Here is a 21,104-nt window from a genome sequence, read left to right as displayed (position 1 = left end):
AAGCACGGAGACCCATTTCTGTGAAGAGTGCAAAAGGCGGCGCGAGAAAGTCTCAAGCCGCCGCCTTCACAAAGTCGGCTTATGCACTCAACAGCCGGGCCATCCATGGCAGGGTCTGGTCCATCCGATAGTCGATCGAGGAATGATTGTCAGAGAACTCCTCATAGACATGGGGCACATCGGCGGCTTCCAGTTTCTTGTGCAGACGCCGGGCCCCATAGACCAGATTATATTGGTCGACATCACCACATTCGAGCCACAGGCCCTTGAGCGATTTCAGATTGTCAATCACTTCCGCCCGCTCGACCATCACCACCGGGTCCCATTTCAGCCAATTGGCCCAGCGTTCCTCGATCAGGCTGCAGGTCTCCAGATCCACCGGCAACCGCACCCCGCAAAAGGCATCCGGGTCCGGATCATAAGTCGCGGCCATCGCCAGTGACATCAGCACATGCATGTCCTTGCCGGAAAATTTCGGCCCCTTTTCAAAGTCGGTCAGGAAGGCCTCTATCGAATGGTCTTTGGCCGCCAACGCCCGCAAGGCGGTCGGCATGTCGGGCAAATAGCAAAGCTCAAACGCCATATCGCCGGAATGGCAGGCAGCCGCCGACCAGACATCCGCATGCAACATGGCATGGACCATTGAGCCATAGCCGCCCGATGACTTGCCAAAGACGCCGCGCTTGCCCACACCGCCACAGCCAAACTGGCCTTCAATCGCAGGCAGCATTTCCTTGATCAGGAAATCCTCCCACGCCCCGAGGGCGACCGAATTGATATATTGGTTGCCTCCCAGCCGGGTGAAGCAATCCGGAAAGGCAATGACCGCGGGGTCCATGTCGCCGGACGCAATCAGCCGGTCGACCCGCTCGGGGACATTCTCGCCAAAATTCTTCCAGTTGACATGCGCTGGCCCACCGGCGGTGAAGCCGACCAGATCCACCAGCAATGGCAAACCCTGTCCATCATGGCCATGGGGAACATAGACCACCACCTCTCGCTCGGTCGGATCACCCAGCAGGTTGGATTGGAGGCAATCGGATTGGATGGACAGGTTGTGCAACGTGCCCTTGGGGTGATCGTGACTGGAACGCATGAAAATCTCGCTGGTTGGTGTCGGCAATGCCATGGCCTCCCGTCATCGGGCAAAGACCAAACATGACGTTGATTATGCAGCGCTTGGCACCCCTTGTCAGCACCACAAGAGGTTTGGTGAAAAAAGTTTGAACCGATTGGTCGGGCACTGCGACAAATTGACATAGCAAGCAGCAAGAGAAAGCAGACAGCCAACCCAGACAGTTCACTCAGACACCCAATGGAGAGACACCATGTTCAAGACACCCACCAAATCCATCATGATCGCCCTGATCCTGTCCATCACCTCAGCGGCAACCACCGCGACAACCTCGGTCCATGCAGGTGAGTTCCGCCACCACCGGTCGCATGGCAATGATATGGGCAACGCTGCCGCCATCGGGGCTGCTGGTTTCCTGATTGGTAGCTTGATTGGCGCCACCCTGCACAAGCGGGACGGCGGTGAGGTGTCCAGCCATTATCCCCGTGTTGGCCCTCGCAACACCCACGTTTATGTCGAGCGAGATCGCCATGGTCGGGTTCTGAAGCGCAAAATCATTCGCAAGAAAAAGATCCGCTACAAAACCAAGCAGCGCCCGACCTTCGCCAGCTCCTACGATCCGCGCACCAATATCCGCACCACCGCCTACCGGGATGCCCGTGGTCAGCGCGTCGTGATCCGCACCCGTGGCCGTGGCCTGCCACCGCAAGTGCGCTAAACCACACCCAGCAAGTCTTGGGGCTATGCTTGATGCGCCAGTCTGACAAGGGGCCTGATTTTCAATCGGGTCCCTTTTCGCAGGTCAGAACGCCAAGCGGACTTGCGCTGTCCAGCGATGGTCGATCCAGTGACAGCCCATGCTCGGTCTTTTCCCAATGATGCGGGTTATCAAGCAGTTGAACCAGCGCGCGCCAGGCGGCCGGTGTCATCATCAGCCAATAGACCGGCATCGCCAATATTGTTGCCAGACCATAGCCATAGCGTTGCCGCGCCTTGCGATAACCCAAACTCATTGCGCCCCCATAACCCAGCAGCAGATTGACCGAATTGGCGATCACCAAACTCCAGAATAGCGAGGAAGCCTCGTTTGCCGGGATCTGCAGGGCCAGAAAGGTCAGCGCGAAGGACAGAATATAGACCGGATGGATGAGGGCGGAAATCAACATACCGCCAATGATGCTCTGAAAGGTGAGAAAGGACGCCGTCCCAAGGGAGCGCCACAAAGCCAGCGGATTGCGCATATGCACCAGCCATGTCTGCATCCAGCCCTTGAACCACCGTGTCCTCTGACGAACCCATTGAGGATAGCTTTCCGGCGCTTCCTCCCAGGTTTCGGTTTGCAGCACCTCGATGCGATAGCCCAGACGCGTCAGACGCAGGCCGAGATCGGCATCTTCCGTGACATTGTAAGGATCCCAGCCTCCAACAGCCTTCAGAATATCGGTGCGGAAATGGTTGGAAGTGCCACCAAGGGGCAGGGGCAGCCCCTTGTCCGCAAGATAGGGCAGGAAGCCGTCAAACAAGGCCGCATATTCCACGGCGAACTGACGACTGAGAAAGCGTGAATTGCCATTGTCGATGGCCAATCGTCCCTGCAGGCAGGCGAGGGTTTCACCGCCCGCTCGCATCCGCATCGCAGCTTCTTTCAATTGCAGCGGGTTGGGGCGGTCCTCGGCATCATAAATCACCACCAACTCTGACTTGACGAAGGCGAGTGCATAATTCAGCGCCTTGGGCTTGGTGCGCGGCCCATGAATAGGGACGGACACCACCGTGAAGGCGGGTGGCAGCTTCATCCCGGCCAGCGCCTGCCATGTCTCATGGTCGTCCGCCTCGACCAGCAACTGGATGCTCAATTTGTCACGCGGATAATCAAGCTGGGTGAGACAGCAAATCAGATCGCCCAGAATGGAGGCTTCTTTGTAGAGCGGCACCAGCACCGTGTAGCTGGGCCATTCCTCTTCGACAATCGGGCTGGCAAACAGTTGCTCAAAACAAAGTGCCTGCGCCTGCTCCAGACGCTTGGCAGCCAGTATGGCAGCAATTCGTAGCCCGGCAATGGACAGAAAGACCATGATTGACAGGATATTGAAGGCAATCGCTATGGGTGGAAACAGAAATGCCAATGCGATCGCAGCAAACACCAAAGACACAAGCACGAAGCGGTTGAAATGACCAATCCGTTTATGGGCAGACAAGTCTGGCTGCTTTTGCTTGAGCTGATAGACACGCGTGGTGAGCGCCCGCTCCTTCGCTGCGGCCCTCTGGGCAGCCTGCAGAACAGAGGGAACCGTCAGGCAAATGCGTTGCCGCAGATCGGGCATATCCTGCAATGAGTGTTCCAGCCGATCAAGCGCCTCACCCTTAGGGGCGCAGAGCAATTGGCTTCTCTGGTTTGCCTCCTGTCCGTCCGGTCCTTCAGGTGGCCACATCATCACCCAATCAAGATCATGGATGCCTTCGAGCAGCACCTCGTCGGGGAAGGGATGCAAAGCCGCAACGGGCACATGGCACAGAAACGGCACCCCCAGGCGGCGGGCGGCTTCGGCAAAATAGCGCATTTCGTCTATCTGACCGGACGCTAGGAGATCATGGGTTAGGGAGTTGTCAGACCTCAGTGCATAGGTGTCGATCAAATGCCACAGCCAGTCCGCCTTGTCTGCGATCACCGTCAGGACAGAGAGATGGAAGGGAAGAATGGGGCGGTCGTTCGTCGCCTCTTCTGCGTGAAAGAACGGAGGCGGAGGAGGAGATCCATCCTCCGTCTGAGCCAGCAGGGCCGAGGCAATCGGGCCCGGATCAGGCTTTTTCAATTCCTTGTTTAAAAAGGCCATGACAAGGCTCGGTAAATGCCGCTATACCAACACAGTAAATCAACAAGGGTCCGCGCGTGATGCGCTGAAATGTGCGGAGCAAATTCATTTTGGTGTCAGTGATCAAACGATTAAATTAAGGTCTAAAGTCAGCTTTGCTTGCTCTTGGCAGATGAATATTGGACAAGAGCAACACTACCTGAAAGAGTGGCATAGGGGTTTCGCAATTTCAATGAAGGATACGCAACTTCATACAACACAGGGTGGTATTATTCACGATATTCTTGCATTTTTCGAAGAATATCGTCAGAAGTTGCGGTCCCGACGCGCAATTTCGCGCTCAGGCGCCCGTGTCTCTCTTCTTTTTGTGCTCTGCCTCGCGACAGCAAGTCTGGGATCCATACAGGCAAATGCCCAGCAGGAGGAGCCGGAAGATCCGACTGTCAACGCGCTGGATGAAGAGCAGGACGAGGGGGGCAATGAAACCACCAACATTCTGAGCCGCCGTGGCCGCAATCAGCAGATTGATGGTCCCATTGGATCACACCAATGGGTCAATGCCGGCTTCACCAGCTTCATTGATGTGCGAGAGCGTCCGAAACAGCCTGATCAGGACCTGCTCGATCAGGGGTTGCGTTTGTTGACCACCGATGACTTCCCACCCTTCAATTATCGAGGGGAGGAGGATCTGCCTCAGGGCTATCATGTCGAGCTGGTGCGCGCACTCTGTGAGGAGCTGAACATTGCTTGCACCCTCAAGCTGGTCGCCTTCGAGGAAATCCCGACCCTGATTTCCGATGGTCGCGCCGACGCAGCGATTGCCGGCATCGCCAATCAGCAGGCGGTTCAGGACAAACTGGCTTTCACCAAGGTCTATCTCAAGCGACCGGGGCGCTTTGTTCGCAAAACCGGCACACTCTTGAAACTCGACAAGACAGGGATGGATGCTGTCCCGGTGGCCGTGCGCGGCGGGTCTGCCCATGAGGCTTACTTGCGCACCTACTTCCCCAAGGTCAATCGGGTGCCCGTTACCGATATGGCGGTCGCGCGTCAATTGCTGGAAGAGGGCAAGGTTCAGTCGATCTTCGGCGATGCGTTCCAGCTGTTGCCTCTCGTCACGGATGAACAAGACGGCATCGCTTTCGCTGGCAAGCCCTATTATGACGCCCACTTCTTCGGCGAAGGCATGTCGATTGCCTATGGCCGGGATCGGACCGGCATTCGTACCTTGCTGAATTATGGGCTGTTGCGCCTCGCCCAGAAGGGCCGGTTGGCAGAACTTTATGCCAGCCACTTCGCAGTCGATATCTACGCCGCCAAGGACTGAGCCTTGCCGTCTTTCCGGGTTACCGATTGCGGAAGGGCAACAGGATCGACCAGATGAACTGTCCCGGCTTGTCGCTCTGATAGGGATTGAGACCAATCACCATGGCATCATGCCCGGCTTGTGGCTGGGCAATATAGGTGCCGAACAGCCGATCCCAGATCGAGAGATTGAAACCGTAATTTGAGTTGGTCTCTTGCGGTACCACCGAATGATGCACCCGATGCATGTCCGGCGTCACCACCACCAGTCGCAACAGGCGATCCAGCCCGACAGGCAGCTTCACATTGGCATGATTGAACAAAGCGGCCGCATTCAGCACCGCTTCGAACAAAAACACGGCCAAAGCCGGAGCGCCCAGCAACAGCACCCAGCCAAATTTCCAGACCAGCGACAGCAGGATTTCAATCGGATGAAATCTCAGCGCCGTCGAGACGTCGATGTCCCGATCCGCATGATGCACCTGATGCAGCCGCCAGAAAATCGGCACCACATGGGAAATCAGATGCTGTAGCCAGATGGCGAAATCGAGCACAACAAAAGCAATCAGAATGCTGAGCCAGCCCGGAATGGTCAGCCAGTTGAGCAATCCCCACCCCTGTTCACCGGCATAAAGCGCCACCCCGATGGGCAGGATCGGCATCACCAGCCGCACCAAGACACTGTCGAGGATCACAATGCCCCAATTGGTTAGCCAGCGGCGCCCCGTCGGCAGAGCCTTGTCACGTTTTGGCAAAACCCACTCCAACAGCGCCATAACAAGGAAGGTGCCAAGGAAAATGGCCAGCCGCATCTGGTTGTCATCAAGACCGAAGGCGACGAACAAGGTATCCTGCATGGGAAAGGCTCACTTTTGACTGCCAAGGCAGTATTGATAAATTCAACTTTATGCATCTATAGGGACCCCAATCCCTTTGGGCAAATGGCATTTATGGGGCATTGCGTCACATTGTCGTGACACTGTCGACCCCTTCCTGCGCATATGAACGTGCAAAAGGCTTGGACTTTGCCTTTGAAACTGATAGGAAGGCGCCCACCCTACCGATCTCAAGCGAGCGCAATGCCATGACCGAGTCTGACCAGTCCACCGATGCACAGGCCTCCACTCCCCAGGCCTCCAATCCCCAGACCTCCAATCCAAGCCCCATCACTGCCGATAGCCCCTTTGATTTCCTGATCACCGAGCCGGAAGGAAAGCCAAAGGCCGTGCTGATGCTGGCCCATGGGTCAGGTGCTCCGATGGATTCTTCCTTCATGGAACGCATCGCCGCCATGCTCAATGACAATGGCATTGTCGTCGTTCGCTTCGAATTTTCCTATATGGCGCGCCGCCGTGTCGATGGCAAAAGGCGTCCTTCGGGCCGCGCCGAGCGCTGGACCCACCATTATTTCCGTGCCGTGGACGAGTTGCTTGAGGGCGAAAACTGGAACAAGGACTGGGATGAGCTGCCGCTGCTGATTGGTGGCAAGAGCATGGGTGGCCGGGTTGCCGCGATGTTGGCCAACGAAGAAGACCTCAATCTGGCGGTCAAGGGTGTTGTGGTGTTCGGCTATCCATTCCATCCGATTGGCAAGTCCGAGCCAGAGCATTGGCGTCTGGAGCCGCTGGAGAAAAGCCTGCTGCCGATCCTTATCTGTCAGGGTGAGCGCGATGATTTTGGCTGGTGGGACGAGATCGACGCCATCGATCTGCCGCAGCAGGTGACGCTGGAATGGATCACCAATGGCAGCCACGATCTGGGCCCGACCGGTAAATCCGAAGCCACCATGAAAAGCAACATGCTCCATGCGGCTGAGCTGGCCGCTGGCTTTGCTGCCAATCCACCGGTCCTGACTTTCGAGTTCGACAAGCCAGAAGATGACGAAGACGAGGATCTGGACGAGGCGTAAGCCTCGAGGGATCGGTTTGGCGCATCATGTTGTGATAAGGGATCAGTGGCCGGGAGCCAGTCCGTTTACGGGGGTCAGACCATAACGGTCCCAGTCGTCGCGTGGCACGATGACCCCGATCTGGAAGGCGAAATCGACGATGCTTTTGCCATCGTCGGACAATTCGCATTCAAACTTGACCCGATGCCATTTTTCGTTGCTAAAGAAGGCTGCACCATTGGCAATCATCCGCTTGCCTTCATAGACCACCGGGCGGATGGCAAAGGCATTCATCCAAAGTGGCACATGGCCTTTTCCCAGAGCCTTGATCTGTTCGAGCACTTCGAGATTGCAAAGCTGGTCGCGCTGTTCGCCGCCGGTCATGCTGTCATAGGCTGCCCGCCCTTCGGCATTTTCCGGCGCATCCAATAGCGAGCGAGACAATAGCTGCTCCGGCCTGATCATGCCATCGCCTGACTGGAAACGCCTTGCTGCGTCCGCCGCCGGATCGCGTGGCTGATCGAGAGGATCCAGCGGTGGAATGCCGCTCGGTTTGGGTAGGGCACTCGGCGGGATGATCTCCACCTCGATCTCGTCAATCGTCACCACATCTTCGAGCAGCTTTGGCATGATCGAAAGCAAAACCAGCCCTGCCAGCCCATGCAGTAGCAGCGAGACGCACAGGCTCAGATGGCCCGTCCTGAGATACCATATCTTCAGGCGAACCGTCTCCTGGCGGTCGATGGTCAAGGTCGGTCGGTTCAAAGGCTCGGGCCGCATGCAGCTCTGCCAACGCCGCTGCGTCAGCAATGGGGATCAGGGTTTCCAAATGTTATAGACGGATTGCGGCACAAACGGGATAGGGACAAGTCAAAGGACAGTGGGGATAATATGTCGCAGGGTGTGCCCTGCGAGGCCGTGTCATTCAGGGCGGGCAACATCTAGAGATTGAACTTGCCTTGTGGGTCGGAGCGGTCCTTGTCTCCCAGATCCTTCTCGGCCCAATGCTTGCGACAGAGCGAGACATAGGCCTCTTCGCCGCCGATCACCACCTGTTCGCCTTCTTCAATCACCTTGCCATTGCCGTCGATCCGCACCACCATCGAGGCCTTCTTGCCACACCAGCAGATGGTACGGGCCTCGCGCAGCTCATCGGCCAAAGCCAGCAAATGCTGCGAGCCGGGAAACAGCTTGCCCTGAAAATCCGTGCGCAGCCCATAACACATGACCGGAATTTTCAATTCGTCCGCCACCCGACACAGATGCCAGACTTGATCTTCTGTCAGAAATTGCGCTTCATCAAAAAACAGACAGTCGGGCTTTCCCTTGCCACTCTCAACGTCAAATTGCCCGGTAACATGGTCGAACAGGTTGGTTTCTTCGCCAAAGATGAAGGCTTCCGCCTTCAGGCCGATCCGCGAAGAGATTTCACCGACGCGCGTCCGGTTGTCCAAGGCTGCCGTGTAAAGCAGCGTCCGCATGCCCCGTTCCACATAGTTGTAGGATGCCTGCAACAGCAAGGTCGATTTGCCTGCATTCATCGCAGAATAGGTGAAATAGAGTTTGGCCATGACAGGCTCCAACAGACACAGGTCGAAGACGAAGTGATCTCTTGCTAAAGGCGCAAGGCAGATAAGGCAAGATGGAACCGCCGCCAGATGGCAAATCATCTGCCCGAATGTGGATGCCCGCAACGACACGCATGCCGGAAAGAGGCAGCGTCCGAGTGTCGGCAGGCATAAGGCAGGCAAAGAAAAAGGGCCCAGAGGGCCCCCAGCAATGTCAATCTGATTGGTTTACGCAAACGATAGAATATGGCCATAATTGTAGCCTATATTGTCTATTTTGACAAGGAATGCGCAACCAAAGCCTCTGACAGGGTTAATGTGCCAGAGATTGGCGATCGTTGATCATCTCTTACGGTAGCGAACCCGCGCGCTGTGTTCAATCGCCCCCACATGCAGGCGATCAAGCTCCAGCTCGTCGCGCAGCAGAAGCAGGAACTGCAACTCGTCCTGATCGACCTGAAAATCGGCGGCAGCCACTTCCACGGCAAGCGCGTAAGCGGTTTCGCGCAGACGTTCCGGCAGGCTGGCGCGAACGATCTGCAAGACCAGATCGATGCCACCTTCGGCCAGCAATTCCGAACAATCGCGGGACACCTGAATGAGGCGGCTATCTTCAAATTCCTTGAAAACCGGCAGTGTCTGGACTTCTTCCCCGATTTTCAAAAGCTCTGAATCGGTCATGGTCCGGTCTGCAGCCGATGTGGAAACCATCACATAGATGAGGGCTTCTTCGGGAGAAACGGTTTTGGTCATTGCATTTTCCTGTAGGTGCGCCCGGCAAAAAAAGGGTTCCGGACCAAAATTACTCAGCTCCGAATTTAGGCACCACATCGCACGGGATCAAGCGGCCAGTCAGGATTTTTGCCACTATTCATGGCAATTTCCAAGAAGAGCCTGTCTTTCCAAGAAGTGTGAACCCCGGCGAAGATGCAAACCGCTTGCACAGAACGGCAATTCTGGCAAAATGACGGAAATACGGAAAAGTTCATATGCCTCTATTCATTCACGGATCATTCCAATGTCTGTTGCCACCACCAAGATTGCCCTTGTCACGTCGCTGTTGAGCCTTTTGCCGGCGCTGGCCCATGCCGATAACTGTTTGGATCGCTTCAAAATGTTGCTTGTGAAAGGCAATGGAGACGGGCCTGTCAAAATTCATGTTGAGCAGGAAATTGTCGGTGGCATGACATCGACAAACTATTTCTATCAGGCCGAACCGGGCCATTGGATGTCAGAAATGATCGAACCGGCCAACATGCAATGGACGCTGACCTATAACAACGGGATGTATAGTTCCAAAGACAAGGGGCAAAGCTGGGACAAGGTGCGAGATGTCGACAGTGTTGCCAATGCCAAGGCAGCCAAAGAGCAAATGCAGGCCAATCTGCAAACCGCGCGCGATGCAAGCTGTGGTGAGCAAGAGCTTGACGGCGTGATGCACGAGACTGTGGCTGGCACCTATAGTGCATCTGGCAGTTTCAAAACCGAAAACCACCACAAATACTGGGTCAATTCGGATACGGGCTTCATCGCCAAGGCCTTCTATCACATGAAGGCGGACAATTTCGAAAGCAAGACCACCCAAATGATCGAAGCCGCGCCCGATCTCGATTTGCCCAAACCCCAGTGAAGCTGTCACTGATTCCATTGTGATTTGGGGGTGCGGGGGTGGAATGGACCGCAAATTGGCCTTTCCTTGTCGGGTTCAATCAGCTAGAACAGCCCTTGCCGTCTGCCGGTCGGGCAGGCGGTTTGTTCTTTCAAGACGATTATGAATCCCATTATGACGGCGTTGCATTGATGGCTGCGCCAACCGGGACTTTTCAGGGAAATAGAAAATGACTTCGCAGACTGCCCTTCCGCTCGCGCTGACCGATGCTCTCGTCGATGCAGCCACAACGTCCAAAGCCTGGCCGTTTGAAGAGGCACGAAAGCTGGTCAAACGCTACCAGAAGTCGGGCATGCCGGATGAAGTGCTGTTCGAAACCGGCTATGGCCCGTCCGGCCTGCCGCATATCGGCACCTTTGGCGAAGTGGCCCGCACCTCGATGGTCCGCACTGCCTTCCGCGCCCTGACCCGCGATGAGGTGAAAACCCGTCTGCTTTGCTTCTCCGACGATATGGACGGCTTCCGCAAGGTGCCGTCCAACGTGCCGCAACAGGAGATGCTGGCCAACTATCTCGACATGCCGCTGACCCGTGTGCCCGATCCGTTCGGCACCCATGTAGGCTTTGCCCAGCATAACAATGCCCGGCTTTGCGCCTTCCTCGATCAGTTCGGCTTCGATTATGAATTTGCCTCTTCGACCGACTATTACACCTCGGGCAAGTTTGACGAGACCCTGCTGCGGATGCTCGACGTCTATGACAAGATCATGGGCATCATCCTGCCGACCCTTGGCGCGGAACGTCAGGCGACCTATTCGCCCTTCCTGCCGGTCTGCCCGCGCACCGGCAAGGTGCTGCAGGTGCCGATGATTGAACGCAACGTGTCGGAAGGCACTGTGGTCTATGTCGATCCGGAAACCAATGAGAAGGTCAAGGTTCCGGTTACCGGCGGGGCGGTGAAGTGCCAGTGGAAGGCCGACTGGGCGATGCGCTGGGCAGCCCTTGATGTGGCTTATGAGATGAGCGGCAAGGACCTGATTGATAGTGTGAAACTGTCGACCAAAATCTGTCGCGCCATTGGCAAGCCACAGCCCGAGAGCCTGTCCTACGAGCTGTTCCTCGATGACAAGGGTGCCAAAATTTCCAAATCGAAAGGCAACGGCCTGACGATCGAGGAATGGCTGACCTATGCCTCACCGGAAAGCCTGTCGCTCTATATGTATCAAAAACCAAAAACCGCGAAGAAGCTCTATTTCGATGTGATCCCGAAAGCGGTTGACGAATATTTCACTTTCCTCGGCAATATCGAGAAGGAAGAGCTCGATAAGCAGCTTAACAATCCAAGCTGGCACATCCATTCCGGCGTGCCGCCAAAAGCCAACATGCCTTTGTCTTTTGCCCTGTTGCTCAATCTGGTGAGCGCGGCCAATGCCCATGACAAGGACGTGCTCTGGGGCTTCATCTCCCGTTATGCACCGGGTGCGAGTGCAGAGACCCATCCAAAGCTTGATGAGATGGTCGGTTATGCGATCCGTTACTTTGAGGATTTCGTCAAGCCCAAGAAGGTCTTCCGTGCTGCCACCCCAGAGGAAGCCGCTGCGATGACCGATCTCGCGGCCCGTCTGGCTGACGTCGACGAAAGCCACGATGCCGAGGCCCTGCAGACCATCGTCTTTGCGGTGGGCAAGGATCATGGCTTCGAAAATCTGCGTGACTGGTTCAAAGCGCTCTATCAGGTCTTGCTGGGTCAGGATCAGGGCCCGCGCTTTGGCTCCTTTGTCGCGCTCTATGGGGTCGACAACACCCGAGCGCTGATCGAGAAAGGCGTCGCGGGCGACTTGCTGACCAACTGATCAGCCTTTCGCTGACCAAAGCCGGGAATAGAAATGATGAAAGCCGACAGGATCAAGATAGTCTTCAAGCACCTGTCGGCTTTTCTGTTGCTGGGTGCCTGTCTGCTTTGGGGGCTGCAAAGCCCTGTGCAGGCGGAAGACAGCCACACCCCGCTTGAACCGATCGACTGCCCTGGCGAGCGCATTGAAGGGGAGCATGCTGCCTGCTTCATTCTCCATGTGCCAGCCGATTGGAATGACATTTCCAATCGCACCATGGAATTGCCGGTGATGCGCTTTGCGCCGCTCGGTGCGGCGGCGACCAAGCCCCCCTTGCTGGTGCTGGCTGGCGGGCCCGGCCAATCGGCCATCTTTCTGGAAAAACAATTATCCAGCAATCTCAAGGCCTTTCGGCAGGATCGGGAACTGATCCTGATGGATCAGCGCGGCACCGGTCCGCTGGCCGATCAATTGAGATGCAAGGATGCCTTGAGGGATGAGCAGCAGATCCTCATTCCCGAACTGGCTGCATGCGTCAAGCAAGCCGAACTGGATGGCCACCTGCGCTCTGACTATAGCACAGCCTTTGCCGTTCAGGACTATCGCGCCTTGCGCTATGCGCTCAAAATCGATAAATGGGCCATTCTTGCCACCTCCTATGGGGCTCGGGTGGCGCAGGGCCTGATCGACAAGGACGAGAAGGGCATCGACAGGATCTTGTTCAACGGTCCGCTCTTTGTCGGCACGGTTTTTCTCGATTGGAATCCTTACAGCCGGGTCGAAGCGGCACTGGACCTGTGCAACGAACAGGATGGCTGTCGCACCCACTTCCCCAATCTTTATTGGGACATGGAGCGCATTCCCTTCGCCATCCACAATGTCAAACTGCCTCAGGATGACCCCCTGCCTGCCAGCATCCATGCCAATCTTTATCGCAAACGGCTGCAAGCATTGCTGGCCCGCCATCGTGTTGGCGAAGTGCCTTCCGACATTGAAAAGACCCTCGCGAGCCTTGATGAGGCGCAGGAAAAAGACGCAGTCTGGACGCCACCATCGCCTTTGCCGCAAAATATGAAAGGCATTGGCTTGATGGTGCATTTCAGCATTCTTTGCGCCGAGGAAATCGACAGGCTTGCCGATCAGGCACCTCAGGATCTGGCCCAGCCCTTGCGTGTCCTGTTCTATCGCGCGGCTTGCAAGGAATTGGATGCGGTCAGTGACCATGGCATCTCGCTGGCCAAGAACTGGGACAAGGCCAAGCCAACGAAGAAGCCGATCCTGATTTTCAATGGCGCGCTTGATACCATTGTCAATCCCGATGCGGTTAAGAAGACTGAGGCGCTTTATGCCAATGCGTCCCGCTTTACCGTGCCCTATGCGGGCCACGACATTCTGTCGCGCGTCCCTTGCGCGCGCGAAATGATGGCCCAGTTCCTCGATGGCACCAAACCCTCGGACGTCAAGGACCTGTGCACAACGCGCCCGCCCATCGCCTTTGAAGGGCCAACAGCCCCTGCCAGCAACTAATCCCGCCGGTGTTCACTGCGAAGGCGGAGCGGGTTACCTTGCGGGCCATCCGCGCCTCGTCCTGCCAACGGGTTCTATTTCGCACGTCTCCAAGGTCGCGCCCATCAATCATGGCAGCACCGGCACGGAAACCTGATCCGGAGCAAGCACGTCCCCGGAAAACAGCGACAAATCTTGCTCGTCTTCCTTGGCTGTTTCACCTTGCTTGACGGTCGCCGCGGCCGAAGTGTCAATTTCCAGCGCCAAGGCCTCGCTTTCTGCCTGTTGCTGCCGTAGGGCTTCCATTTCATCGGCGGTCGGGGCAGGGGCATAAAGGCCCCGTTTCAGCCGCTTGGCATCGGCCAATTCTTCCTGATACTGACCGTCGTCCGGCACGACCCAGCCATAGCGCACCATCCAGGCAGCCAGATCGGTGACTCGCGCCTGCTCATCCCCTGTCAGACGGCTTTTCAATCCGCTGCCTAGGAAGCATTGCGCGGTCTGTGATCCGGCCTTGGCAGTGCGCTCCTGCACATCCTGCAAGCCGATACATCCAACCGCTCGCCCTCGAATGAAACGGCTGAGCGCCGTCTTGCCCATCTTGTAGCAGGGCACCTTGCGGCCACCAAAGGAACAAAGCGCCTTGGGATCCGGGATCGTGACATGCGACAGGGTCACGCTTTGGGAGCGCTGCTTGGTGATCAGAACCAGCCTGTTCGGACCCAGAATGCCAACTTTGCGGAAGATCAGCGGCAAAGGGGGCAGCTTGGGTGGTGGTGGCAAGGCCTTGCCAACGGCACGGGTCAAGGGTTTGGCCTGATGCAGCGGCGACAATTGAAAATTCGGGGTCACATTGCGTGAAGGCGGGGCAACGATCTGCCCGGCATCCGGGCCCTGTAGCTTGGGGACAGGTGGGGCTTCTGCTTGCGCGTTTTCGGTCTCGGCCTCGGTCTGGCTCGGGGCGTCATGTCTGATTGCCGATTGTTCAATCTCGGCTGGTTTGACGGGGGAATTGGCCGATCCTGCCGTATCCGAGGCATCCGTGGGACCAAATGCCAGATTCAGCAACCAGAAGACCAGCCCCGACAACAGCAGAGTGAAGGTAAAAAAGGCCATGCCCCGCACCAGTTTGCTGCGCGCCTGCCAGCCCTTGGATTTGGGCAGGGACGGTGCAAAGGCTGCATAAGGATCGGTATCGTCTCGACGGGGCATCGTTTGGGTCTGTTTCGGTTCCAGAGGGGTGTGGGGTGGGCTGAGGCCCCATTATTGGCTGGCCCAGAGAATTCTTGCAACCCAATCCACCGATCCTGCGCTGAAAGTTCGAACGCGCCCACTATCCTGCATCATGCTCAGACTGAAGGAGCGTGACCGTGTCTGGCTGACATCGCCAAGCAACAGATCATCCGAGTTGGTCTTGACCATCAACCGATCCCCGACATCAAACACGTCGCCTTTCAGGATCAGCAATTGTGCGCCATCCTTGTAGAAGGGATAAAATTCACCCCCCGACACTTCCCACAAGGTTGTATCCTGCGGCAAGGGCATCAAGGATGACAACTCAGCCGCCTCACTGTGCGAGGCGGGATCATGCGACCGATGCGCCACCTCCAGCTCACTGCCGGTGAAGAATTGCTCGACACTGGTGTCGGTGGCAGCCAGCACCTTGGAAATCGACTCGGTCGAGGGCCAGCGTGGTCGGCCATCCGGCTTGAACCGCTTGGACGGATTGAATGATGTGGCGTCCAGCCCTGCAAGGCGTGCAAGACCGGAGGCCGTCAGGCTGTTTTCAGAAGCGAGCCTGTCAATTGCGCTCCATATAGTTGTATGAGATAGCATCACGACATCCTGCGCTCGATGCTTGAGAGTATAAAATGAATATGCACGCGTAAGAAGAGTTTGTTTTGATTGCAACCTTAAGAGGAGTTCATCCTATTTGCAATCTTAATCCAAAATGTTCACAGACGCAAAAATTACCATCTCGTTGACCAGAATGGCTGCCTTGCGCCGCATTGTCCCTTGGCTCGATCCCCCGTCGCATATGCGCGTATTCCTTGCAAAACAGGGTCTTTGGGCCCAAGCCATGGCTCCTTTGTCGAGATCTGAACGCATGGAGAGGGATGCGTCAAAAAATGTCTTTGCGCAACCGGCTCAGGTGTCGTAGGGACAAAGACAGGCAAACACAACAAAATCAGGATTGGGCTCAGGCGGATGACGAAGTGGATTTACAAGTTGGCAACCGAGGCGCAATGGGAAGCTGCGCTAAATGCGGGCCAGTTTGAAGGCGCACCGGTGGATGTCGAGGATGGTTATATTCATTTCTCGACCGCCGCGCAGGTAGAGGAAACCGCCCACAAATATTTCCGCAACACCGAAAAGCTGCTGCTGTTGGTCGTGCAGGTCGAACTGCTTGAGGAAATCGCCGAACCGGTAAAATGGGAACCGGCCCGCAAAGGGGATTTGTTCCCACACCTATATGCGCCCTTGCCGTTGGACGCCGTGATTGAACTTTTCTCTCTTCCGATGGATGAAGAGGGCTATCATGAAATTCCACCACTGCCTCAAGAATAAGAACAAGGAGGAGACCCTGTCATGTCCTATTCCACACGTGACAAACTGACACGCAAGGCTCTGTTTCTGCTTGATCCGGAGGCTGCCCACGGCATGGCGATCAAGGCGCTGCGGTTTGGTCTGGTGCGCGGTGTAGATCTGCCGCCCGATCCGGCCCTCGAGGTGAAATTGTGGGATTTGACCTTCCCAAACCCGCTTGGCATGGCGGCAGGTTTTGACAAGAATGCCGAAGTGGCCGATGCCTTGCTCGGCCTGGGCTTCGGGGCTGTCGAAGTGGGCACCATCACCCCGCTCGCCCAACCGGGCAACCAGAAGCCGCGGATGTTCCGCCTGATCGATGACGAAGCGGTGATCAATCGTCTTGGTTTCAACAATCAGGGCCATGAAGCCGCCTATCGTCGTTTGTCCGCCCGCAAAGGCAAGGCTGGCATCGTCGGGGTCAATATCGGTGCGAACAAGGACAGCGAAGATCGCACGGAAGATTACGTCAAGGGTGTGGCCGCCTTTGCCGACGTGGCCTCCTATCTGACTGTCAATATTTCCTCGCCCAACACACCGGGGCTGCGCGATTTGCAAGGTCGCGAGGCGCTCGACGAACTGCTCGCCCGTGTGCTGGGTGAGCGGGACAAGCAGATCGAGAAGGCTGGCCGCAAGGTGCCAGTGCTGGTCAAAATCGCACCCGATGTCGATGAGTTCGGTCTCGATGACATCTGTTCCATCGCCGTGGGCCGGGGCATCGATGGCATGATCGTCTCCAACACGACCCTTGATCGTCCTGATCGGCTCAAATCCAGAAAGCAGATTGATGAAGCCGGTGGTCTGTCCGGTGCGCCTTTGTTCAACAAGGCAACCATCGCTTTGGCCAAAACCCGCGAGCGGGTTGGCAAGGCCATGCCGCTGGTTGGTGTCGGTGGTGTCACCGATGCGGTGACCGCCCTTGAAAAGATCCGCGCCGGAGCCAACCTCGTTCAATTCTATTCCGGCATGGTCTATGGCGGTGCATCCATGCCCGCTGCAATGCTGGTGGAAATGTCGGCCGAACTGAAAGAGCGAGGCATCACCAGCCTTGAGGACATCCGGGGCGAAACAGTCAGTGACTGGGCCTCTCGCCCGATGGATCAATAAAAGCTGGCAAGCAACAAGGCGGGCAGGCGGGGTTGCTGCTGCTCGCTGTTTCTTCTGGGGAACAGGATATCATGACCCTTACCATCTGGCACAATCCACGCTGCTCCAAATCCCGTCAGACACTCGCTCTCGTCGAGGAACAGGGGACCGCTCCAATCATTCGGACCTATCTTGAGGACGCCCCCAGCGCCGATGAGCTGCGCGCCGTGCTTGCCATGCTGGGCATTGAACCACGGGCTCTGATGCGCACCAAGGAAGCACTCTACAAGGAGCTGGAACTGGCAAAGGTGACGGACGATGACGCGCTCATCGAGGCGATGGCAGCGCATCCAAAGCTGATTGAACGCCCGGTTGTCATCAAGGATGGCAAGGCAGCGCTTGGCCGTCCACCAGAGGCCGTGCTGGCAATCCTCTAGAGCTTTTTGCCCTCAGAAAACTCAGCTTTACGGGCTTGGGGGACTTGCAGTCGCAAAGCTCCCTTCACGGCAGGAGGGCAACAAGGCCCACAGCCCGGCGCCTCTTGCCGCCAGAAAAGCCAACAGGGCCAGCCACAGGCCGTGATTGCCAAACAACTCCATCATCCCGAATGCCCCGGCAATGAAGATTGTCGTTGCCACCAGCATCACATTGCGCATGGTGCCTGACCAGGTCGCCCCGATATAGATGCCGTCCATCTGGAAGGCCAGCGTTGCCACAAAGGGGGTCAGCGCAGCCCAAAGCAGATAGTCCCGCGATACAAGCCGGACATCCGGGGCCGTTGTCAGGAAATCGATAAACACGTCGCCAGAGAGCCACATCAGGGCGCTCAGGCCCGCGCCTAGCCAGAAGCCCCAGATCAGCGTTAACCGGACTGTCTTGTCAAAGGCCGGCCGATAACGCGCTCCAATGGCCCGTCCCCCCAACTGCTCGGCGGCAATCGCGATGCCATCAAGGAAAAAGCCACCAAACATGAAATAATGCAGCAGCAGTTCATTGGCGGCCAGTGTGGTATCGCCCTGACGGGCACTCAGCGCAGTGAACAGAGTAAAGGTCACCAGCATGACCATCGACCGGATGAAAATATCCCGGTTGAGCGCCATGAAACGCAGGAAAGCATCTTTGTTGAGCAGCCGTGGCAAAGACACCCGCCAGTCGTCGCGCAACATATAGGCCATCACCCCCAGCCCCATCACAACGGCGGCCACTTCGCCCGCCACGGTGCCGAGTGCAGCCCCGGACACACTCATGCCAAGGCCCAGCACGAACCAGACGGTCAGCAGGATGTTGACGCTATTGAGCAGGATCAGCAGCACCATCCCGGTGCGCGACTTGCCCAAACCGAACAGCCAGCCGAAGATCGCATAATTGGCCAGCGAGAAAGGCATCGCATAAAGCCGGATCAGCAGATAGGTGTGAGCGGCGGCCTTCACCTCATCCGAACCGCCCATGGCGGCCAGTGCCCAAGGGATGAGGAGCGGTCCTATCAGGATCACCAGAATGCCGATCAGCACGGCCAGCATCAGCGCACGATAGGCCACCGCACGCTGGGACACCGGGTCCTGTGCTCCAACGGCCTGTGCGGTCAGCCCTGTTGTTCCCATCCGCAAGAAATTGAACGACACCGCAACGATGTCGAACAACAAGGCACCAATCGCGATGCCCCCCATAAGCGCCGCGTCGCCCAACTGACCGATCACCGCCATGTCGACAATCCCCACCAGCGGCACGGTCACCAGCCCAAGGGTCATCGGCACCGCAATGGCAAGCACCATGCGATGAGTGACGTCAAAGGCAAAGCGCGGGTCGTTGGCAGCGTGCGTCATGTTGAATCCGGTCAAAAAGAGGCAAAAAGGGCGGTGGCATACGGGGGAATTGTTCGGGTGAATGAGATGAGACAGGGCAGGCTGGTGTGCGACAGGTTGGCTTTTGGCAAAGCAATGTCAGCCCACCATGGCCAAGCGGCCAAAAAGAGCGCTCATCTGTAACATGGTAAAAGGCCGTATGGGAATATGAAAAAGCATGGCCCCAAAACAAATCGACCGCCATACGGGACCAAGCGTATGGCGGTCGATTTATTTGCGCGGGGACCCTTTTGACCCTGATGGCTCAGAGGGAGAGGGCTTGACGCTTGAGAGGGCTGCCGGACCGGTTGGCTGCGTCTCTCGGTTGACCGCTGGGCTCCTTCCGGTCTCCCGGCAGGCTTCCTGTGCCCCTTGGTCTTTGCTGTTGATCTGACTATCGCTCAGTCCCGCGCCAAAGTCATCTTAAACATCGGTAACCTGCCGGTCAGGAAACGGAAAGGAAAGCCCGCGTGATGCCGGGGCAGCGGTCAGCAAAGCGCCTTTAGACGCAAAAAAAAACGGGCTTATTCCGGCTCGTCGCGGCCCATTTTCAGCACCCGCATTACCAGCCAGATCGGAATGACGATCAGGGCGCCAAGCAGGAAATACTCAATCGCCCAATGGACCGCATCAAAGCCCATATAATAAATATGCTCGACCATCGCGACGAGGTGATTGAGCACCTGGCGGGGATGTAGATCCAGCGCACTGAGGACGATGCCGACCACCACCGACAGGCCAATCAGGCGCAATATGACCGGGCCGGGTGAGCCGCCGAAAAAACGGGACAGAGTCGAGTTGGTCATGTCAAGTAGCTCCTAATATCGGTCGCACGCAGGGTGAATAAAGTCTTTAAATGAGCCGAAAGCGTGGTCGGGCCGGGTTCATAATGATCCATGTAATCAAGTTGAATGAAGGCTTCAACCTTTCATTAAGAGCAAGGTTAGAACTCTTCTGCGATGACAGTCAATTTCGCTCCCCTGCGGGTGACAGTCAGGCGAATCTCTGTTTCTTGTATCCCACTGTCGAGCCACGAGGCTCATTAATCGAATGAAATTTTCCAAGTCACGCGTTCATATCAGCCGTCGGGGGACAACGTGAATACGCATCGCGAAACAATATTGGAATCATTTTATCACCGCTTGGGGAAAGTCGAGACGTCCGGTCAGGCTCTGCTGGTTTCCGGTCTCATTGCAACCACGTGCAGTCTGGTGTCGAGTGCCGGTGCCTTCTGGGCCTATCGCACGGTGGATACGCCCTTCCTGTCCTTGGCCATTCTCATGATTACTTTGGTGCCATTCTTTTTCATTCTGGCCTCCAGTTTCCTGCTGTTGCGCGGGTTTCAGATCCTTGAGCGGAACAATAAGAAGCTCAGCGAAGAGGTCGAGCGGGACAATCTTACCCGTCTCGCCAACCGCTATGGATTTGTGCGTCACGGTCGCAACATGCTTGTGCAGGCCGGGCTTCAGAAAGCGCCCTTGTCGCTGATCCTGCTTGATGCGGATCACTTCAAGAATATCAATGACAGTCATGGTCATCTGGCTGGCGATCTGGCGTTGCAGCATCTGGCCAAAATCTTGCGCCAGGCATGCCGCGAGAGCGATCTGGTTGCCAGATGGGGAGGCGAAGAGTTTGCCATCCTGCTTCGCGCAGCGGATCTGTCTGGTGCCCATGGCTTTGCCGAGCGTCTGCGGGAACGGATTGCCGAATCTCCTTTCTCGTGGAATGGCAAACAGGTGGAACTGACGATGAGTGCGGGTGTGACAGAATGGCAGCATAATGATGACGACTTGCACAATATGATCATTCGGGCCGATGAAGCGCTCTATGTGGCCAAATCGAAAGGGCGCAATCAGGTTCAGGTGTCTCATCAACAGATCGATCAGGTGGAGGGGTTCGAGCTGGATGTGGAATTTTGTGACGCTGCCGCCTGATCCGAAACTCTCTTCTTCTTTGCGGCCGTCATGCATTGTGTGATTTTGCGCCGCCCGGCAAC

General features: G+C 56.6%; 20 protein-coding genes. 10 read left to right on the top strand and 10 right to left on the bottom strand.

All coding sequences use genetic code 11. The features are described 5' to 3' along the window. Nucleotides 1-79: 79 nt before the first annotated feature. Nucleotides 80-1,129, bottom strand: coding sequence for an alpha/beta hydrolase (locus DSD30_RS19425; RefSeq protein ID WP_245418550.1), 1,050 nt, complete (start codon nucleotides 1,127-1,129; stop codon nucleotides 80-82). A gap of 199 nt (nucleotides 1,130-1,328) precedes the next feature. Between DSD30_RS19425 and DSD30_RS19420 the strand changes: the two genes are divergently transcribed. Then, nucleotides 1,329-1,793, top strand: a complete 465-nt coding sequence (locus tag DSD30_RS19420) for a hypothetical protein (RefSeq protein WP_114011410.1) — start codon at nucleotides 1,329-1,331, stop codon at nucleotides 1,791-1,793. Between the two features lie 61 nt (nucleotides 1,794-1,854). Here the strand turns inward: DSD30_RS19420 and DSD30_RS19415 are convergent, their stop codons facing one another. Then, nucleotides 1,855-3,909 (bottom strand): glycosyltransferase family 2 protein, encoded by a 2,055-nt coding sequence (locus tag DSD30_RS19415; RefSeq protein ID WP_114011409.1) that lies wholly within the window; start codon nucleotides 3,907-3,909, stop codon nucleotides 1,855-1,857. Nucleotides 3,910-4,120: 211 nt separating this feature from the next. Here DSD30_RS19415 and DSD30_RS19410 point away from each other — a divergent pair, with 211 nt between their 5' ends. Next, entirely contained in the window at nucleotides 4,121-5,215 is a 1,095-nt protein-coding gene (locus DSD30_RS19410; RefSeq protein WP_157967783.1) for a transporter substrate-binding domain-containing protein, read from the top strand. A 19-nt stretch (nucleotides 5,216-5,234) separates the two neighbouring features. Here the strand turns inward: DSD30_RS19410 and DSD30_RS19405 are convergent, their stop codons facing one another. After that, the gene (locus DSD30_RS19405; protein ID WP_198663062.1) at nucleotides 5,235-6,050 is read right to left on the bottom strand and encodes a sterol desaturase family protein; all 816 of its coding nucleotides are present in this window, start codon (nucleotides 6,048-6,050) and stop codon (nucleotides 5,235-5,237) included. Between the two features lie 227 nt (nucleotides 6,051-6,277). Here DSD30_RS19405 and DSD30_RS19400 point away from each other — a divergent pair, with 227 nt between their 5' ends. Next, the gene (locus DSD30_RS19400; protein ID WP_198663061.1) at nucleotides 6,278-7,102 is read left to right on the top strand and encodes an alpha/beta family hydrolase; all 825 of its coding nucleotides are present in this window, start codon (nucleotides 6,278-6,280) and stop codon (nucleotides 7,100-7,102) included. A gap of 42 nt (nucleotides 7,103-7,144) precedes the next feature. Here DSD30_RS19400 and DSD30_RS19395 read toward each other — a convergent pair whose 3' ends face one another. The 3 genes from DSD30_RS19395 to DSD30_RS19385 form a co-directional block, all read right to left on the bottom strand. Continuing rightward, entirely contained in the window at nucleotides 7,145-7,861 is a 717-nt protein-coding gene (locus DSD30_RS19395; RefSeq protein ID WP_114011407.1) for a DUF930 domain-containing protein, read from the bottom strand. A 161-nt stretch (nucleotides 7,862-8,022) separates the two neighbouring features. After that, nucleotides 8,023-8,652, bottom strand: a complete 630-nt coding sequence (locus DSD30_RS19390; protein WP_114011406.1) for a thymidine kinase — start codon at nucleotides 8,650-8,652, stop codon at nucleotides 8,023-8,025. Nucleotides 8,653-8,991: 339 nt separating this feature from the next. Beyond that, nucleotides 8,992-9,402, bottom strand: a complete 411-nt coding sequence (locus tag DSD30_RS19385; protein WP_114011405.1) for a tellurite resistance TerB family protein — start codon at nucleotides 9,400-9,402, stop codon at nucleotides 8,992-8,994. 265 nt (nucleotides 9,403-9,667) lie between these two features. On the opposite strand from DSD30_RS19385, the gene DSD30_RS19380 reads away from it, so the two are divergent. The 3 genes from DSD30_RS19380 to DSD30_RS19370 all read left to right on the top strand — a co-directional run bounded on the left by DSD30_RS19380 (nucleotide 9,668) and on the right by DSD30_RS19370 (nucleotide 13,616). Then, nucleotides 9,668-10,279, top strand: a complete 612-nt coding sequence (locus DSD30_RS19380) for a hypothetical protein (RefSeq protein ID WP_114011404.1) — start codon at nucleotides 9,668-9,670, stop codon at nucleotides 10,277-10,279. A 208-nt stretch (nucleotides 10,280-10,487) separates the two neighbouring features. Next, on the top strand, nucleotides 10,488-12,110 hold the full coding sequence (locus tag DSD30_RS19375) for a lysine--tRNA ligase (protein WP_114011403.1): 1,623 nt from the start codon (nucleotides 10,488-10,490) through the stop codon (nucleotides 12,108-12,110). A 33-nt stretch (nucleotides 12,111-12,143) separates the two neighbouring features. Beyond that, nucleotides 12,144-13,616 (top strand): alpha/beta hydrolase, encoded by a 1,473-nt coding sequence (locus DSD30_RS19370; protein ID WP_114011402.1) that lies wholly within the window; start codon nucleotides 12,144-12,146, stop codon nucleotides 13,614-13,616. Between the two features lie 108 nt (nucleotides 13,617-13,724). Here DSD30_RS19370 and DSD30_RS19365 read toward each other — a convergent pair whose 3' ends face one another. Both DSD30_RS19365 and DSD30_RS21925 read right to left on the bottom strand, forming a co-directional pair. Next, on the bottom strand, nucleotides 13,725-14,807 hold the full coding sequence (locus DSD30_RS19365; RefSeq protein ID WP_114011401.1) for a thermonuclease family protein: 1,083 nt from the start codon (nucleotides 14,805-14,807) through the stop codon (nucleotides 13,725-13,727). Between the two features lie 51 nt (nucleotides 14,808-14,858). Continuing rightward, entirely contained in the window at nucleotides 14,859-15,431 is a 573-nt protein-coding gene (locus DSD30_RS21925; RefSeq protein ID WP_245418549.1) for a helix-turn-helix transcriptional regulator, read from the bottom strand. A 372-nt stretch (nucleotides 15,432-15,803) separates the two neighbouring features. Here DSD30_RS21925 and DSD30_RS19350 point away from each other — a divergent pair, with 372 nt between their 5' ends. The 3 genes from DSD30_RS19350 (at nucleotide 15,804) to arsC (ending at nucleotide 17,704) form a co-directional block, all read left to right on the top strand. After that, complete coding sequence (locus DSD30_RS19350) at nucleotides 15,804-16,163, top strand: DUF952 domain-containing protein (RefSeq protein WP_114011399.1); 360 nt, start codon at nucleotides 15,804-15,806, stop codon at nucleotides 16,161-16,163. Nucleotides 16,164-16,184: 21 nt separating this feature from the next. Beyond that, complete coding sequence (locus tag DSD30_RS19345) at nucleotides 16,185-17,288, top strand: quinone-dependent dihydroorotate dehydrogenase (protein WP_114011398.1); 1,104 nt, start codon at nucleotides 16,185-16,187, stop codon at nucleotides 17,286-17,288. A gap of 71 nt (nucleotides 17,289-17,359) precedes the next feature. Then, nucleotides 17,360-17,704, top strand: a complete 345-nt coding sequence (arsC, locus tag DSD30_RS19340) for an arsenate reductase (glutaredoxin) (RefSeq protein WP_114011473.1) — start codon at nucleotides 17,360-17,362, stop codon at nucleotides 17,702-17,704. Nucleotides 17,705-17,731: 27 nt separating this feature from the next. Here the strand turns inward: arsC and DSD30_RS19335 are convergent, their stop codons facing one another. Both DSD30_RS19335 and DSD30_RS19330 read right to left on the bottom strand, forming a co-directional pair. Continuing rightward, nucleotides 17,732-19,090 (bottom strand): MATE family efflux transporter, encoded by a 1,359-nt coding sequence (locus DSD30_RS19335; RefSeq protein ID WP_114011397.1) that lies wholly within the window; start codon nucleotides 19,088-19,090, stop codon nucleotides 17,732-17,734. A gap of 542 nt (nucleotides 19,091-19,632) precedes the next feature. Then, nucleotides 19,633-19,914, bottom strand: coding sequence for a DUF6460 domain-containing protein (locus DSD30_RS19330; RefSeq protein WP_114011396.1), 282 nt, complete (start codon nucleotides 19,912-19,914; stop codon nucleotides 19,633-19,635). 315 nt (nucleotides 19,915-20,229) lie between these two features. On the opposite strand from DSD30_RS19330, the gene DSD30_RS19325 reads away from it, so the two are divergent. Beyond that, nucleotides 20,230-21,042: a GGDEF domain-containing protein gene (locus DSD30_RS19325; protein ID WP_157967782.1), complete on the top strand. Its 813-nt coding sequence runs from the start codon at nucleotides 20,230-20,232 to the stop codon at nucleotides 21,040-21,042. Nucleotides 21,043-21,104: the final 62 nt, after the last annotated feature.

This window comes from Cohaesibacter intestini, from assembly GCF_003324485.1.
In the GTDB taxonomy this organism is placed as follows: Bacteria; Pseudomonadota; Alphaproteobacteria; order Rhizobiales; family Cohaesibacteraceae; genus Cohaesibacter; species Cohaesibacter intestini.
Note: the sequence above shows the minus strand (reverse complement) of the source record. Positions and strands in the feature narration are given on the sequence as shown.

Excerpts from the sequence above, each read along its gene's own strand:
- DSD30_RS19425 (WP_245418550.1), bottom strand. The coding sequence starts at position 1,129 with ATGGCATTGCCGACACCAACCAGCGAGATTTTCATGCGTTCCAGTCAC.
- DSD30_RS19420 (WP_114011410.1), top strand. The coding sequence starts at position 1,329 with ATGTTCAAGACACCCACCAAATCCATCATGATCGCCCTGATCCTGTCC.
- DSD30_RS19415 (WP_114011409.1), bottom strand. The coding sequence starts at position 3,909 with ATGGCCTTTTTAAACAAGGAATTGAAAAAGCCTGATCCGGGCCCGATT.
- DSD30_RS19410 (WP_157967783.1), top strand. The coding sequence starts at position 4,121 with ATGAAGGATACGCAACTTCATACAACACAGGGTGGTATTATTCACGAT.
- DSD30_RS19405 (WP_198663062.1), bottom strand. The coding sequence starts at position 6,050 with ATGCAGGATACCTTGTTCGTCGCCTTCGGTCTTGATGACAACCAGATG.
- DSD30_RS19400 (WP_198663061.1), top strand. The coding sequence starts at position 6,278 with ATGACCGAGTCTGACCAGTCCACCGATGCACAGGCCTCCACTCCCCAG.
- DSD30_RS19395 (WP_114011407.1), bottom strand. The coding sequence starts at position 7,861 with ATGCGGCCCGAGCCTTTGAACCGACCGACCTTGACCATCGACCGCCAG.
- DSD30_RS19390 (WP_114011406.1), bottom strand. The coding sequence starts at position 8,652 with ATGGCCAAACTCTATTTCACCTATTCTGCGATGAATGCAGGCAAATCG.
- DSD30_RS19385 (WP_114011405.1), bottom strand. The coding sequence starts at position 9,402 with ATGACCAAAACCGTTTCTCCCGAAGAAGCCCTCATCTATGTGATGGTT.
- DSD30_RS19380 (WP_114011404.1), top strand. The coding sequence starts at position 9,668 with ATGTCTGTTGCCACCACCAAGATTGCCCTTGTCACGTCGCTGTTGAGC.
- DSD30_RS19375 (WP_114011403.1), top strand. The coding sequence starts at position 10,488 with ATGACTTCGCAGACTGCCCTTCCGCTCGCGCTGACCGATGCTCTCGTC.
- DSD30_RS19370 (WP_114011402.1), top strand. The coding sequence starts at position 12,144 with ATGATGAAAGCCGACAGGATCAAGATAGTCTTCAAGCACCTGTCGGCT.
- DSD30_RS19365 (WP_114011401.1), bottom strand. The coding sequence starts at position 14,807 with ATGCCCCGTCGAGACGATACCGATCCTTATGCAGCCTTTGCACCGTCC.
- DSD30_RS21925 (WP_245418549.1), bottom strand. The coding sequence starts at position 15,431 with ATGCTATCTCATACAACTATATGGAGCGCAATTGACAGGCTCGCTTCT.
- DSD30_RS19350 (WP_114011399.1), top strand. The coding sequence starts at position 15,804 with ATGACGAAGTGGATTTACAAGTTGGCAACCGAGGCGCAATGGGAAGCT.
- DSD30_RS19345 (WP_114011398.1), top strand. The coding sequence starts at position 16,185 with ATGTCCTATTCCACACGTGACAAACTGACACGCAAGGCTCTGTTTCTG.
- arsC (WP_114011473.1), top strand. The coding sequence starts at position 17,360 with ATGACCCTTACCATCTGGCACAATCCACGCTGCTCCAAATCCCGTCAG.
- DSD30_RS19335 (WP_114011397.1), bottom strand. The coding sequence starts at position 19,090 with ATGACGCACGCTGCCAACGACCCGCGCTTTGCCTTTGACGTCACTCAT.
- DSD30_RS19330 (WP_114011396.1), bottom strand. The coding sequence starts at position 19,914 with ATGACCAACTCGACTCTGTCCCGTTTTTTCGGCGGCTCACCCGGCCCG.